The sequence below is a fragment of the Lelliottia sp. SL45 genome, assembly GCF_026672535.1.
In the GTDB taxonomy this organism is placed as follows: domain Bacteria; phylum Pseudomonadota; class Gammaproteobacteria; order Enterobacterales; family Enterobacteriaceae; genus Enterobacter; species Enterobacter nimipressuralis.
The window spans coordinates 2,213,869-2,226,963 of sequence record NZ_JAPPRH010000003.1 but is presented as its reverse complement, the minus strand read 5'-3'; the positions used below and the strand labels follow the sequence as shown (position 1 = coordinate 2,226,963).

At 54.4% G+C, this 13,095-nt stretch carries 10 protein-coding genes; 2 read left to right on the top strand and 8 right to left on the bottom strand.

What is annotated here, in order from left to right:
• Positions 1 to 132: 132 nt before the first annotated feature.
• The 3 genes from OVA10_RS17070 to pncB all read right to left on the bottom strand — a co-directional run bounded on the left by OVA10_RS17070 (position 133) and on the right by pncB (position 4,586).
• Positions 133 to 1,212: a porin gene (locus OVA10_RS17070; protein WP_100776981.1), complete on the bottom strand. Its 1,080-nt coding sequence runs from the start codon at positions 1,210 to 1,212 to the stop codon at positions 133 to 135.
• 606 nt (positions 1,213 to 1,818) lie between these two features.
• On the bottom strand, positions 1,819 to 3,219 hold the full coding sequence (asnS, locus tag OVA10_RS17065) for an asparagine--tRNA ligase (RefSeq protein WP_100776978.1): 1,401 nt from the start codon (positions 3,217 to 3,219) through the stop codon (positions 1,819 to 1,821).
• Between the two features lie 164 nt (positions 3,220 to 3,383).
• Entirely contained in the window at positions 3,384 to 4,586 is a 1,203-nt protein-coding gene (pncB, locus tag OVA10_RS17060) for a nicotinate phosphoribosyltransferase (RefSeq protein WP_268196495.1), read from the bottom strand.
• A 265-nt stretch (positions 4,587 to 4,851) separates the two neighbouring features.
• Between pncB and pepN the strand changes: the two genes are divergently transcribed.
• Positions 4,852 to 7,464: an aminopeptidase N gene (gene pepN, locus OVA10_RS17055; protein WP_268196494.1), complete on the top strand. Its 2,613-nt coding sequence runs from the start codon at positions 4,852 to 4,854 to the stop codon at positions 7,462 to 7,464.
• Between the two features lie 109 nt (positions 7,465 to 7,573).
• Here pepN and ssuB read toward each other — a convergent pair whose 3' ends face one another.
• Genes ssuB through ssuE form a run of 5 tightly spaced genes read right to left on the bottom strand, consistent with a single transcriptional unit; the run spans position 7,574 to position 11,800 of the window.
• Positions 7,574 to 8,341: an aliphatic sulfonates ABC transporter ATP-binding protein gene (ssuB, locus tag OVA10_RS17050; RefSeq protein WP_100780700.1), complete on the bottom strand. Its 768-nt coding sequence runs from the start codon at positions 8,339 to 8,341 to the stop codon at positions 7,574 to 7,576.
• Positions 8,338 to 9,129 carry an aliphatic sulfonate ABC transporter permease SsuC gene (gene ssuC, locus OVA10_RS17045; RefSeq protein ID WP_100780699.1) on the bottom strand — a complete coding sequence of 264 codons (792 nt, stop codon included), beginning with the start codon at positions 9,127 to 9,129 and terminating at the stop codon, positions 8,338 to 8,340. The genes ssuB and ssuC overlap by 4 nt, the downstream gene beginning before the upstream one ends.
• Before the next feature lie 10 nt (positions 9,130 to 9,139).
• Positions 9,140 to 10,285: an FMNH2-dependent alkanesulfonate monooxygenase gene (ssuD, locus tag OVA10_RS17040; RefSeq protein WP_142503529.1), complete on the bottom strand. Its 1,146-nt coding sequence runs from the start codon at positions 10,283 to 10,285 to the stop codon at positions 9,140 to 9,142.
• Complete coding sequence (locus OVA10_RS17035) at positions 10,282 to 11,232, bottom strand: sulfonate ABC transporter substrate-binding protein (protein WP_268196493.1); 951 nt, start codon at positions 11,230 to 11,232, stop codon at positions 10,282 to 10,284. Before OVA10_RS17035 ends, ssuD begins: the two co-directional genes overlap by 4 nt.
• Positions 11,225 to 11,800, bottom strand: a complete 576-nt coding sequence (gene ssuE, locus OVA10_RS17030; RefSeq protein ID WP_100780696.1) for an NADPH-dependent FMN reductase — start codon at positions 11,798 to 11,800, stop codon at positions 11,225 to 11,227. The genes OVA10_RS17035 and ssuE overlap by 8 nt, the downstream gene beginning before the upstream one ends.
• Positions 11,801 to 12,047: 247 nt before the next feature.
• Between ssuE and pyrD the strand changes: the two genes are divergently transcribed.
• The gene (pyrD, locus tag OVA10_RS17025; protein ID WP_102105596.1) at positions 12,048 to 13,058 is read left to right on the top strand and encodes a quinone-dependent dihydroorotate dehydrogenase; all 1,011 of its coding nucleotides are present in this window, start codon (positions 12,048 to 12,050) and stop codon (positions 13,056 to 13,058) included.
• Positions 13,059 to 13,095: the final 37 nt, after the last annotated feature.

The window sequence follows — 13,095 nt, the reverse complement described above, 5'->3', positions numbered from 1 at the left end:
GATTTACAAAATGCCAACCGTTTGCGACGAAAAGCGTGCGCCTTTTCAAAAGTCGCTACTTTTTGCTTTCAGCCATAAAAAAAACAGGACCGAAGTCCTGTTTTTAAGGCATTTAGCAGAGAGGGCTGCTTATTAGAACTGGTAAACGATACCAACACCAGCCTGGTCGTCGGTAGACAGACTCACCGCACGGGTGTAGCTGTTATCGTCCAGCAGGTTGAAACGGTAAGCCGCGTATACGTTCATGTTCTTGTTGAAGTAGTACCAGGTACCCAGCTCAATATATTTAACCAGGTCAGCGTCGCCACCAGCGAAGCCGTTACGGTCGCTCAGGTTTTTACCTTTAGACTGTACGTAGCCCAGGGATGGACGCAGGCCGAAGTCGAACTGGTACTGTACTACTGCTTCAATGTTCTGAGTTTTGTTTGCGAATTCGTCGTCGTTTTCGCGGGTCATGTTACGGGATTCGCCGTACATAACAGATGCGTACAGGTTGTTCGCATCGTATTTAACAGAAGTTGCCCAACCTTCAGCGCGTTTACCTTTGCCGTCAGCAGACTGATCAGAAGAACGGTCAGAGTTGGTGTATGCTGCAGTTACGTTGAAGCCTTCAGCGAAGTCATAACCCAGAGAGTAGCTGCCGCCGTCGCCGTTCTGACGAGCTGGGGTGTGACCAGATTCGTTTTTACCCTGGTATTGCAGACCCAGGTTCAGACCGTCAACCAGACCGAAGAAGTTGGAGTTACGGTAAGTTGCCAGACCGGTGCTACGGCCAGTCATGAAGTTGTCTGTTGCTGCCAGGGAGTCGCCACCCCAGATAACGAACATATCGGTAGATGCCAGTGCATCGTAGAACGCACCGTAGTTACGGCCGTAATCGAATGAACCGTAGTCGCCGCCTTTCAGACCAGCGAATGCCAGACGGGTTTTAGTACCCTGAGCGCCTTCCTGTGCGGAAGCATCCATGTTGTATTCCCACTGGCCGTAACCGGTCAGCTGGTCATTAACCTGGGTTTCACCTTTGAAGCCGATACGGGCATAGGTGGTGTCATTGTTGTTAGAGTCACCGTTGGTAGTCCACTGGTGTTCACCTACAGCCTTACCGTAGAAGTCCAGTTTGTTGCCGTTTTTGTTATAGATTTCTGCAGCGTTTGCTGCACCGGCTACCAGCAGGGCAGGGATAACCACTGCCAGGATATTGCGCTTCATCATTATTTATTACCCTCATTGGTTTTTTTATGACACTCGCCACTGCCCACAATAAATTCTGTCAATAAATATTTCCGGAACTATTGATGAGAGTTTGGTGTCTTTATGTATCTGACAGGCATCTTTCCATTCATATAACCGTTTCGCTAGCCTGAAAGTGCTACAAAGATAAAGATTGAGTAACAAAAAGAAATTATGTGTAACTAAATGTGTATTATTCGGAACTTTGTGAAGCACCTCAAATTTCGGAACTGATTGCTGAATAAAAACACTAACCCATTCCTATATATATGAATTGCTTATATTTAATTTTGATAAAGGCTTTTCGTATCAACAGAAGTTAAACAATCCACTTTTTCTTATTGTATACATTAGCCATCCAGAGGGCTGTGTAAGTGGGTATTTTTTGTGCTAAAGCACGCAAAGGTAATAAGGCGCAATAAGAATGGGGTTTATTTTTTGTTCGTAGATATTTCATGGAAATAAAACGTAACAGGTGGAATATTTGGCGGGGTTGCACTTTGAAGATACTGACTTTCAACTGACATAAACTGACAGTACAGAATAAAATAACGGCCAGCAGTTGCTGGCCGTTATTAATTGTGAGGATTAGAAACTGGCGTTACGCGGAGTACGTGGGAATGGAATCACGTCACGCACGTTCTGAACGCCGGTGACGTATGCAATCAGACGTTCAAAGCCCAGACCGAAGCCTGAGTGTGGCACGGTACCGTAACGGCGCAGGTCGCGATACCAGCTGTAATCCGCTGGATTAAGGCCCATCTCTTCCATACGCGCGTCCAGTACGTCCAGACGCTCTTCACGCTGAGAGCCACCGATGATTTCACCGATGCCCGGCGCCAGCACATCCATCGCCGCAACGGTCTTACCGTCTTCATTAAGGCGCATGTAGAAGGCCTTAATGTCTTTCGGATAGTTTTTCACGACCACCGGTGCTTTGAAGTGTTTCTCAGCCAGGTAGCGTTCGTGTTCAGAAGATAAATCCACGCCCCAGTAAACCGGATTCTCGAATTTCTCACCGCATTTTTCCAGGATCGCTACCGCGTCGGTGTAATCGACCTGCGCAAAGTCCGCAGAGACGAAACGCTCCAGACGGGCAACCGCATCGCTGTCGACACGCTCGGCGAAGAATTTCATGTCGTCTGCGCGCTCTTCCAGAACCGCTTTGAAGACATACTTCAGCATCGCTTCAGCCAGAGCCGCCGCGTCATTCAGATCGGCAAACGCCACTTCTGGCTCCAGCATCCAGAACTCCGCCAGGTGGCGGCTGGTGTTGGAGTTTTCAGCACGGAAGGTTGGGCCGAAGGTGTAGATTTTTGACAGGGCGCAGGCGTAGGTTTCGCCGTTAAGCTGGCCGGAAACGGTCAGGAACGCCTCTTTACCGAAGAAGTCCTGGTCGAAATCCACTTTGCCTTCTGGTGTGCGCGGCAGATTTTCCAGATCCAGCGTAGAAACGCGGAACATTTCGCCCGCACCTTCGGTATCGGACGCGGTGATCAGCGGCGTGGAGACCCAGAAGTAACCCTGCTCGTCGAAGAAGCGGTGCAGCGCTTGCGCCAGCGTGTGACGAACGCGTGCGACGGCACCAATCATGTTGGTACGCGGGCGCAGGTGAGCCACTTCACGCAGATATTCGATGCTGTGGCGTTTTGCCGCCATTGGATAGGTGTCTGGATCTTCAACCCAGCCGGTCACTTCAACAGACGTCGCCTGGATTTCGAAGCTCTGACCCTGGCCTGGAGACGCAACCACGACACCCGTCACGATAACGGAACAGCCGGTGGTCAGGCGCAGAACTTCGTCATTGTAATTGGGCAGAGAATTATTAATAACGGCCTGTACAGGATCAAAGCAGGAACCGTCATAGACGGCAAGGAAGGAGATGCCAGCTTTAGAATCTCGGCGAGTACGCACCCATCCGCGCACGGTGACTTCTTGGTCAACGGCGACGCGGCCCTGGAGTACGTCGGCTACAGGCACAACGCTCATAATATTCTCTCTGTTAATAGTCGGAAAAAATAGACACTTGTTCACCCTTATAGGGGGATATCTATGTTACCTGGCATCCGCCATCAGACAAGCAGATTTCGCAGGGAAAAGAGAGAAATTAGTAAAAATTTGGACGGGGGGCCGATAAGCCCCCCTGAAGAGGATTAACTGGCTTTCTTAATCTGTGGCAGATCGAAGGCTTTACGCAGTGCGCGCACGAACGCTTTATCATGGCAGATGGTTTTACCCGGACTGTCAGAGAGCTTGGCGACCGGCTTGCCGTTACATTCCACCAGTTTGATGACGATATTCAGCGGTTTTACCTGCGGGATATCGCACGTCAGGCGGGTACCGATGCCAAAGCTGAGGTTAACCCTGGAGGAGAACTGGCGGTAAAGATCGACCGCTTTTGTCAGATCCAGATTGTCGGAAAAGACCAGCACTTTGGTGAGCGGATCGATGCCGAGCTTCTGATAATGGGCGATTGCTTTCTCACCCCATTCAACCGGATCCCCGGAGTCATGGCGCAGACCCTGATAGCGATTGGCAAATTCCGGGCCGAAATCGCGCAGGAATGCATCCATGGTAATACAGTCGGTGAGGGCAATACCCAGCTGATCTGAATACTCTTCGAGCCATGCGGCGAGCGCCGCGCGCTGGCTGGTGGCAAGATCGGGGCTTATCTGCTGATGCGCCTGGAACCACTCGTGAGCCTGTGTACCCATCGGCGTCAGATTACGGCGACGCGCCAAATCATAGTTGCTGGTCCCGACAAACCACGGCTCTTGCTGCAGACGTTCCACAATCGCCTGCTGCACTTCGCGGGAGAAACGACGGCGCGTGCCGAAATCCATCAGTCGGAAACGGGACATATCAATCGATTCTGTCATCTGGTGGAAATCAACCAGCTTGCTTTCCAGCGTCGCCAGCGCCTGTTCAACGCTCGCTTCGGGAGAACGGTAGCGGTGCACAATCTCGCTAATCACCGCCAGCAGCGGCACTTCCCACATGATCACTTCACGCCACGGGCCGGCGAGGCGAATGTGCAGCCTGCCATTATTGTTGGTGACGGTAACCTGTTCAGGGTTGTAGCGAAAATCGCGCAGCCAGTTGAGATAGTCGGCTTTGAAAAAGGGGAGACCAGAGAGCCACTGGTATTCGTCGTCCTGAAGAGTCAGATGCTGCATGGCATCGACCTGTTCACGGATGGTATCAGCGTAAATACCGAGCAGGTCATCACCGCGGCAGCGAAATTCAGCCGCTACCTCTACATCATAGTAATGGTGAAAAACGGCTTGCTGCATATGCAGTTTATACGCATCGGTATCCAGCAGTGTATGCAGAACAGGGGAAGCGAATTGAGTCATAGGTGCGCAGTAGCATCCTCTCACGGGAGCGTTTAGTACAATAAACAACTATTGAAACCGCTGGAGTATACCTTGTTTAGCGATTTATTGAACCCCGATCACAACATAAGCTGCCGTTATGGTCGAGGGCATTTCGTGCCCCGTGTTATACAAATGTAGCAAAAATGGTTTTTCCGCCTGAAAAGATGAACATTCTGCGTAGCGCGTTTTACACAACAGGAATAGACTGGATTCGTTATTCGACAAACGATGCATAAGGTTTTCTATGACACAACAGCCACAAGCCAAATACCGCCACGACTACCGTGCGCCGGAATACCTGATTAGCGATATCGATCTGACTTTTGACCTGGATGCCACCAAAACCGTTGTCACGGCCGTAAGCCAGGTCACACGCCAAAGTGCGACGGCTGTTCCGCTGCGTCTCGATGGCGAAGACCTGACGCTGGTCTCAGTCCACGTGAACGACGAAGCCTGGTCTGACTATAAAGAAGAAGAGAACCAGCTGGTCATCAACAATCTGCCAGAGCGTTTCTCCCTGCGCATCGTGACTGAAATCAGCCCGGCGTCCAATACGGCGCTGGAAGGCCTGTATCAGTCAGGCGTGGCGCTTTGCACCCAGTGCGAAGCCGAAGGTTTCCGCCATATTACCTGGTATCTGGACCGCCCGGACGTTCTGGCGCGTTTCACCACCAAAATTATTGCCGATAAAAAGCGTTATCCGTATCTGCTCTCCAACGGTAACCGTGTGGGGCAGGGCGAGCTGGAAAATGGCCGTCACTGGACACAGTGGCAGGATCCGTTCCCGAAACCATGCTACCTGTTTGCCCTGGTCGCGGGTGATTTCGACGTGCTGCGCGATACGTTTAAAACCCGTTCCGGCCGCGACGTCGCGCTGGAGCTGTTTGTCGATCGTGGCAACCTCGACCGCGCGCCGTGGGCGATGACGTCCCTGATTAACTCTATGAAGTGGGACGAAGAGCGTTTCGGCCTGGAGTACGATCTCGACATCTATATGATCGTCGCCGTCGACTTCTTTAATATGGGCGCGATGGAGAACAAAGGCCTGAACGTCTTTAACTCCAAATACGTGCTGGCCCGTACCGACACCGCCACCGATAAAGATTATCTCGATATCGAACGCGTGATTGGTCACGAGTATTTCCACAACTGGACCGGGAACCGCGTCACCTGCCGCGACTGGTTCCAGCTGAGCCTGAAAGAGGGCCTGACCGTGTTCCGCGATCAGGAGTTTAGCTCCGATCTGGGATCACGCGCCGTCAACCGCATCAGCAATGTGCGCACCATGCGCGGCCTGCAGTTTGCCGAAGACGCCAGCCCAATGGCGCACCCGATTCGCCCTGACAAAGTGATTGAGATGAACAACTTCTACACCCTGACGGTGTACGAGAAAGGTTCTGAAATCATTCGTATGATCCACACCCTGCTCGGCGAAGAGAACTTCCAGAAAGGGATGCAGCTCTATTTCGAACGCCACGACGGCAGCGCGGCGACGTGCGACGATTTCGTCCAGGCGATGGAAGATGCGTCCAACGTCGACCTGTCGCATTTCCGCCGCTGGTACAGCCAGGCCGGTACGCCGATCGTCAGCGTTAAAGATGACTACAATCCGGAAACCGAGCAGTACACCCTGACCATCAGCCAGCGCACGCCGCCGACGGCTGAGCAGGAAGAGAAGCACCCGCTGCACATTCCGTTCAGCATTGAGCTGTACGATAACGAAGGCAACGTGATCCCGCTGCAGAAGGGCGGTCATCCGGTGCATCACGTGCTGAACGTAACCCAGGCGGAACAGACCTTCATCTTTGATAACGTCTACTTCCAGCCGGTTCCGGCGCTGCTGTGCGAATTCTCCGCACCGGTGAAACTGGAATATAAGTGGAGCGATCAGCAGCTCACCTTCTTGATGCGTCATGCGCGCAACGATTTCTCCCGCTGGGATGCGGCGCAGAGTCTGCTGGCGACCTACATCAAACTGAACGTGAACCGTCACCAACAGGGTCAGCCGCTGTCGCTCCCGGTTCACGTTGCCGATGCGTTCCGCGCTATTCTGCTGGATGAGAAAATCGATCCGGCGCTGGCCGCAGAGATCCTGACGCTGCCGTCCGCGAGCGAAATCGCCGAGCTGTTCGAGATTATCGATCCCATCGCCATTACCGCCGTGCGTGAAGCCCTGACCCGCACGCTGGCGACCGAACTGGCCGATGAATTCCTGGCCATTTACAACGCCAACAAGCTTGACGAATACCGTGTGGAACACGCGGATATCGGCAAGCGTTCCCTGCGTAACACCTGTCTGCGCTATCTGGCATTTGGTGAAACGGAACTGGCGAACGCGCTTGTCAGTAAGCAGTATCACGAAGCCGATAACATGACCGACGCCTTAGCGGCCCTGGCGGCGAGCGTGGCGGCAGAGCTGCCGTGCCGTGATGCGCTGATGCAAGAGTACGATGATAAGTGGCATCAGGACGGCCTGGTGATGGATAAGTGGTTTATCCTGCAAGCCACCAGCGCGGCGGCGGATGTGCTGAGCAATGTACGCAATCTCCTTAAACACCGCTCTTTCACCATGAGCAACCCGAACCGCGTGCGTTCCCTGATTGGCGCGTTTGCCAGCAGCAACCCAGCGGCCTTCCATGCGGAAGACGGCAGCGGTTATCAGTTTATGGTGGAAATGCTGACTGAGCTTAACAGCCGTAACCCGCAGGTGGCATCGCGTCTGATTGAGCCGCTGATCCGCCTGAAACGCTACGACGCAGCGCGTCAGGCGAAAATGCGTGCTGCGCTTGAGCAGTTAAAAGGGCTGGAAAATCTGTCGGGCGACCTGTTCGAGAAGATTACGAAGGCGCTGGCCTGACGTTAATACCGGGTAGCACTGGTAAGTAAAAACAAAACGGCAACGCAAGTTGCCGTTTTTTATGGGTTTAACCGTTTTCTGCGGGAGAGGCTTTCAAGCATTGCCTTCTTTATCCATGACGCCGGGCCTTCTCTTCAGTTGCCCCACGCTTCATCACTCTCTCCAGCACTTCTGCTTCCAGCTCGGCCAGTCTTACAGAACCGAGCCGTCGTGGACGAGGAATATCCACTGCCAGATCCAGGCCGATTTTGCCTTCTTCAATTAACAGCACCCGATCCGCCATCGCCACGGCCTCGCTCACATCATGCGTCACCAGCAGCACGGTAAAACCGTGCTCCTGCCACAGGGAGGCGATCAGATCCTGCATTTCGATGCGCGTCAGGGCATCAAGCGCCCCGAGCGGTTCGTCCAGCAGCAGCAGGCCTGGCCGGTGGATCAACGCGCGCGCCAGTGCCACACGCTGTTTTTGGCCGCCGGAGAGGGCAGCAGGCCACTCGTCCGCACGGTTTTCGAGGCCGACGGCGCGCAGCGCCTGACGTGCGTTATCCCGCCAGTTACCTTTCAGCCCCAGCCCCACGTTGTCGATAACCGTTTTCCACGGCAGCAGGCGCGCATCCTGAAACATCATGCGGGTATCGTCCTGAATATCCGCCAACGGCGTATTGCCCGCCAGCAATTCCCCACCGTTCGGTGCCTCCAGCCCGGCGAGCAGGCGCAGCAGGGTGCTTTTGCCCCCGCCGCTGCGCCCGACAACCGCAACAAATTGTCCGGCAGGGACATGCAGATCCAGCGCGTTCAGGATAGTGTTATCCCCGTAGCGTTTGGTGACGCCGTTAAGCAGCAGCGGTGTCCCCTGGGTTAAACGAGCCGTATTCATGCGTTTGCCTCCTTCGTGGAATAGGCCGGGTTCCAGCGCAGCCAGCTACGCTCAAGCCACTGGGCGCTGACGTCGGCGAGTTTGCCGAGCAGGGCGTAAAGAATGATGGCCACCACCACCACGTCGGTTTGCAGAAATTCGCGGGCGTTCATCGCCAGATAGCCGATCCCAGAGTTGGCCGAGATGGTCTCCGCCACAATCAGCGTCAGCCACATCAGACCGAGGGCGAAACGCACGCCGACCATAATCGACGGCAGCGCGCCCGGCAGGATCACGTGGACAAACAGCGCAAAGCCGGACAATCCGTAACTGCGCGCCATCTCCACCAGGCCACGGTCGATATTACGAATGCCGTGCCAGGTGTTGATGTAAATCGGGAACAGCGTGCCGAGGGCCACCAGGAAAATCTTGGCGCTCTCGTCGATGCCAAACCACAGAATCACCAGCGGGATTAATGCTAAATGCGGGACGTTACGCAGCATTTGAATTGACGTATCCAGCAAACGCTCGCCCCAGCGGGAGAGGCCGCTGATAAGCCCCAGCGTCAGGCCAATCGAGCCGCCAATGGAAAAGCCTATTAGTGCACGCCAGGAGCTGATCGCCAGATGCTGCCACAGCTCACCGCTCGAACTGAGCGACCAGAACGCCTCCACCACGCCCTCAGGAGAGGGCAGAATACGGCTCGACAACCATCCCACGGACGAGGCGATTTGCCAGACAATCACAATGCCGACGGGCAGAAACCAGGGGGCCAGACGCAGCAGCCATTTTTGGGATGGATTTGCCATACGTACCTCGTTAGCTCTGCGAGACTTTTCGCGGGATAAACTCATTCGCTACGGCTTCGCCCTGAAGCTGGAGCGCGCGCGGCTGCGGGATTTCCGGGATGGCCACATCCAGATGCGGGAACAGCAGTTCGCCGACGTTGTATGCTTCTTCCAGATGCGGATAGCCAGACAAGATAAAGCTGTCGATACCCAGATCGGCATACTCGTTGATCCGCGCCGCGACCGTAGGACCATCGCCCACCAGCGCCGTACCCGCGCCGCCGCGAACCAGGCCTACACCCGCCCACAGATTCGGGCTGATTTCGAGATTGTCCTTGTTGCCTTTATGCAGGGAGGCCATTCGGTGCTGTCCTACGGAATCAGTCTTCGCAAAGGCTGCCTGCGCTTTGGCGATGGTGTCATCGTCCAGATGTGAAATCAGCCGGTCGGCGGCCTGCCAGGCTTCGGCGTTCGTTTCTCGCACGATGACGTGCAGGCGAATGCCGAAGCGCACTTTGCGCCCATGCGCGGCGGCTTTGGCGCGCACCTGCTCAATTTTCTCTTTCACCAGCTCAGGCGGTTCGCCCCAGGTCAGATAGAGATCAACCTGTTCAGCAGCCAGATCCTGCGCGACATCTGACGATCCGCCAAAGTAGAGTGGGGGACGCGGCTGTTGCACCGGCGCAAACAGCAGCTTCGCATCGCGAACGTGGATATGTTTGCCCTCGTAGGTGACGGTTTCGCCCTCCAGCAGACGGCGCCAGACGCGGGTAAATTCCGCAGAGGCCTCGTAACGTTCCGTGTGATCGAGGAACACGCCGTCGGCGGCCAGCTCTTGCGGATCGCTGCCGGTCACCAGGTTAAACAGGGCGCGGCCATTGGAAAGACGATCCAGCGTCGCGGCCTGACGGGCGGCAACGGTTGGGGAGACCACGCTCGGTCGCAGGGCCACCAGGAATTTCAGACGCTGCGTGACCGGTATCATCGAAGCGGCCACCAGCCATGCATCCTCGCAGGAGCGCCCTGTCGGGATCAGCACGCCGGTAAAACCGATTCTGTCGGCGGCCTGCGCGATTTGCTGCAGATAGCCGTAGTCTACCGGGCGAGCACCCTCTTCGGTGCCAAGATAATGCCCATCACCGTGGGTCGGTAAAAACCAGAACAGATTCAGACTCATGATTTCGATCCTTCTTTGTCAGAGGGTTGCCAGATACGGTCGCGAATATCGATTTTTTTCGGCACGAGACGGTTCTCGTAGAACAGATCTGCGGTTTGCTGCTGCAGGACAGCGGTTTTCGCGTCGACGGGTTTAATTACCGTCTTCGGGCGATGATCCAGATAGCTAGCGATCACCGGCTCCGGCAGGCCCATGGTTTTGGCCAGCAGGACGATGCTTTCCTGACGCTGACTCTGAGTCAGCGCATCCGCCTCGCTAAAGGTCTGCAGCACACCCTGAACAAAGTCGCCATTCTTTTCCGCATACGGACGCGCGGCAAGATAGAACGAACCGGTCTGCTTCAGCGTTTCGCCATCTTTCAGCACCCGAACGCCGCCCTGCAATAAGGCGGCAGAATAGTACGGGTCCCAGATCGCCCAGGCATCAACATTATTTTGCTGGAACGCCGCGCGGGCGTCTGCCGGGGTTAAGTAGACAGGCTGAATATCCTTGAACGTCAGACCCGCCTGTTGAAGGGCGCGCAAGAGCAGGTTGTGGGAGCTTGAACCTTTCTGGAAGGCGACTTTGTGGCCTTTCAGATCGGCGACGGTTTTGATCGGGCTGTTTTCAGGCACCAGAATCACTTCCGCTTTCGGCTTTGGCGGCTCGACGCCGACATAAACCAGATCCGCTCCGGCAGCTTGGGCAAAAATAGGAGGGATATCGCCGGTACTGCCCAAATCAATACTGCCGACGTTCAACGCCTCCAGCATCTGCGGCCCGGCCGGGAACTCGATCCATGAGAATTTGGTGTCAGGATAGCGCTTCTCCAGCAGCTGATGGCTTTTCGCCAGCACCATGCTGACGCTGCCTTTTTGATATCCGATACGCAGGCTTTCAGGCGCCGGTTCAGCCGCCTGCGCAAGTGCAGAAACAGCGAACAGGGCGGTCAGAAGATATTTAAACATGGGCGACTCCTTTCAGACGGCCAAAGGCGGGGGCTTGCACATCGCGGCGATGCAACGCCTGCCAGAAGGTTTCCAGCGCGCTATCAAGGCGCAGGTGCAGGTTCGGGGTGAACTGCGGTTTATGCTGGTAATCGATCACCTGAGAGTCATCGGCAAACACCCCGTGCAGGATCTCCTGGGCTTTGAGCGCATTCAGGACTGGCTTGAGGGCGTAATCCACCGCCAGCATGTGCGCAACGGTGCCGCCGGTCGCCAGAGGGAGAACCACTTTTCCCTCCAGCGCACGTTCAGGCAGAAGATCGAGCAGGGTTTTCAGCGCGCCTGAGAAAGAGGCTTTATAGATCGGTGTCGCCACGATCAGCCCGTCGGCTCCTTTGAGCTGTTCGATCAGCGCCTGTAATGCCGGGCTGTCGAAGCGGGCATAAAGAAGATCTTCCGGCTCAAAGTTTTGCAAGTTCCAGTGGCACACCTCGACGTTCAGCGAGTTGAGCTGTTCGCGGGCGTATTCCAGCAGGGCGCTGGAGCGAGAAGGGAAACGCGGACTTCCGGCCAACGTGATGACGCGCATGTTTGCTCCTTATAACTATTTGTTTGCTTTTATCTAACATTCATAACAATTTTCACGAGTGTGACATTGCACGGTTATTCCACTAAATGATTTATCTGAAATTAAAATGCCGAAAATTGCATAAGAAAGAGGCAGAAAGGAAAACGATTGCGCTTTACGATGATTTTTTGCCACAGGTCAATTCCCTTTCCTGGCGCGATCGCTGATAATCCGTGTCCGGTTTGCATACCGGAATCCAGGAGAGTTCATGTACTACCCCTTCGTTCGTAAAGCCCTTTTTCAGCTCGATCCAGAGCGCGCTCATGAATTGACATTCCAGCAGTTACGCCGCATTACAGGAACGCCTCTTGAGGCGCTGGTGCGCCAGAAAGTGCAGGAAAAACCTGTCCAGTGCATGGGCCTGACGTTTAAGAACCCACTGGGTCTGGCAGCAGGTCTCGACAAAAATGGTGAGTGCATTGACGCTCTTGGCGCGATGGGGTTTGGCTCCATCGAAGTGGGCACCGTGACGCCGCGCGCGCAGGACGGGAACGACAAGCCGCGCCTGTTCCGCCTGGTTGAAGCAGAAGGGTTGATCAACCGGATGGGCTTCAATAACCACGGTGTTGATCATCTGGTGGAGAACGTTAAAAAAGCCCATTTTGACGGTGTGCTGGGAATTAATATCGGCAAAAATAAAGATACGCCGGTTGAGCAGGGTAAAGATGACTATCTGATTTGTATGGAAAAAGTCTATGCCTATGCCGGTTATATCGCGATAAATATCTCTTCGCCAAATACCCCTGGCTTGCGTACGCTGCAATATGGTGAAGCGCTGGACGATCTGTTAAGTGCGATTAAAAATAAACAGAATGAACTCCAGGCGACCCATCATAAATATGTTCCGATCGCCGTTAAGATCGCCCCGGATCTTTCTGTCGAAGAATTGATCCAGGTAGCCGACAGTTTGGTTCGCCATAATATTGATGGTGTTATTGCCACCAATACTACGCTCGATCGCGCCCTTGTGCAGGGAATGAAAAACTGCGACGAAATGGGTGGCTTAAGTGGTCGTCCGGTACAATTAAAAAGCACCGAAATTATTCGTGCCTTGTCGGCGGAATTAAAAGGTCGCTTACCGATCATCGGCGTGGGCGGGATCGACTCTGTCATCGCGGCTCGCGAGAAGATGGCGGCAGGTGCCTCACTGGTGCAAATCTATTCCGGCTTTATTTTTAAAGGCCCACAATTGATTAAAGAAATCGTTAATCATATCTAATCTTTTCTCCATATCAGACAACCAGGGCTTTATTTCC

Coding starts and splice junctions, on each gene's coding strand:
- OVA10_RS17035 (WP_268196493.1), bottom strand. CDS start 11,232: ATGTTTAAATATCTTCTGACCGCCCTGTTCGCTGTTTCTGCACTTGCG.
- pyrD (WP_102105596.1), top strand. CDS start 12,048: ATGTACTACCCCTTCGTTCGTAAAGCCCTTTTTCAGCTCGATCCAGAG.
- pncB (WP_268196495.1), bottom strand. CDS start 4,586: ATGACTCAATTCGCTTCCCCTGTTCTGCATACACTGCTGGATACCGAT.
- asnS (WP_100776978.1), bottom strand. CDS start 3,219: ATGAGCGTTGTGCCTGTAGCCGACGTACTCCAGGGCCGCGTCGCCGTT.
- ssuE (WP_100780696.1), bottom strand. CDS start 11,800: ATGCGCGTCATCACGTTGGCCGGAAGTCCGCGTTTCCCTTCTCGCTCC.
- ssuD (WP_142503529.1), bottom strand. CDS start 10,285: ATGAGTCTGAATCTGTTCTGGTTTTTACCGACCCACGGTGATGGGCAT.
- pepN (WP_268196494.1), top strand. CDS start 4,852: ATGACACAACAGCCACAAGCCAAATACCGCCACGACTACCGTGCGCCG.
- ssuB (WP_100780700.1), bottom strand. CDS start 8,341: ATGAATACGGCTCGTTTAACCCAGGGGACACCGCTGCTGCTTAACGGC.
- ssuC (WP_100780699.1), bottom strand. CDS start 9,129: ATGGCAAATCCATCCCAAAAATGGCTGCTGCGTCTGGCCCCCTGGTTT.
- OVA10_RS17070 (WP_100776981.1), bottom strand. CDS start 1,212: ATGATGAAGCGCAATATCCTGGCAGTGGTTATCCCTGCCCTGCTGGTA.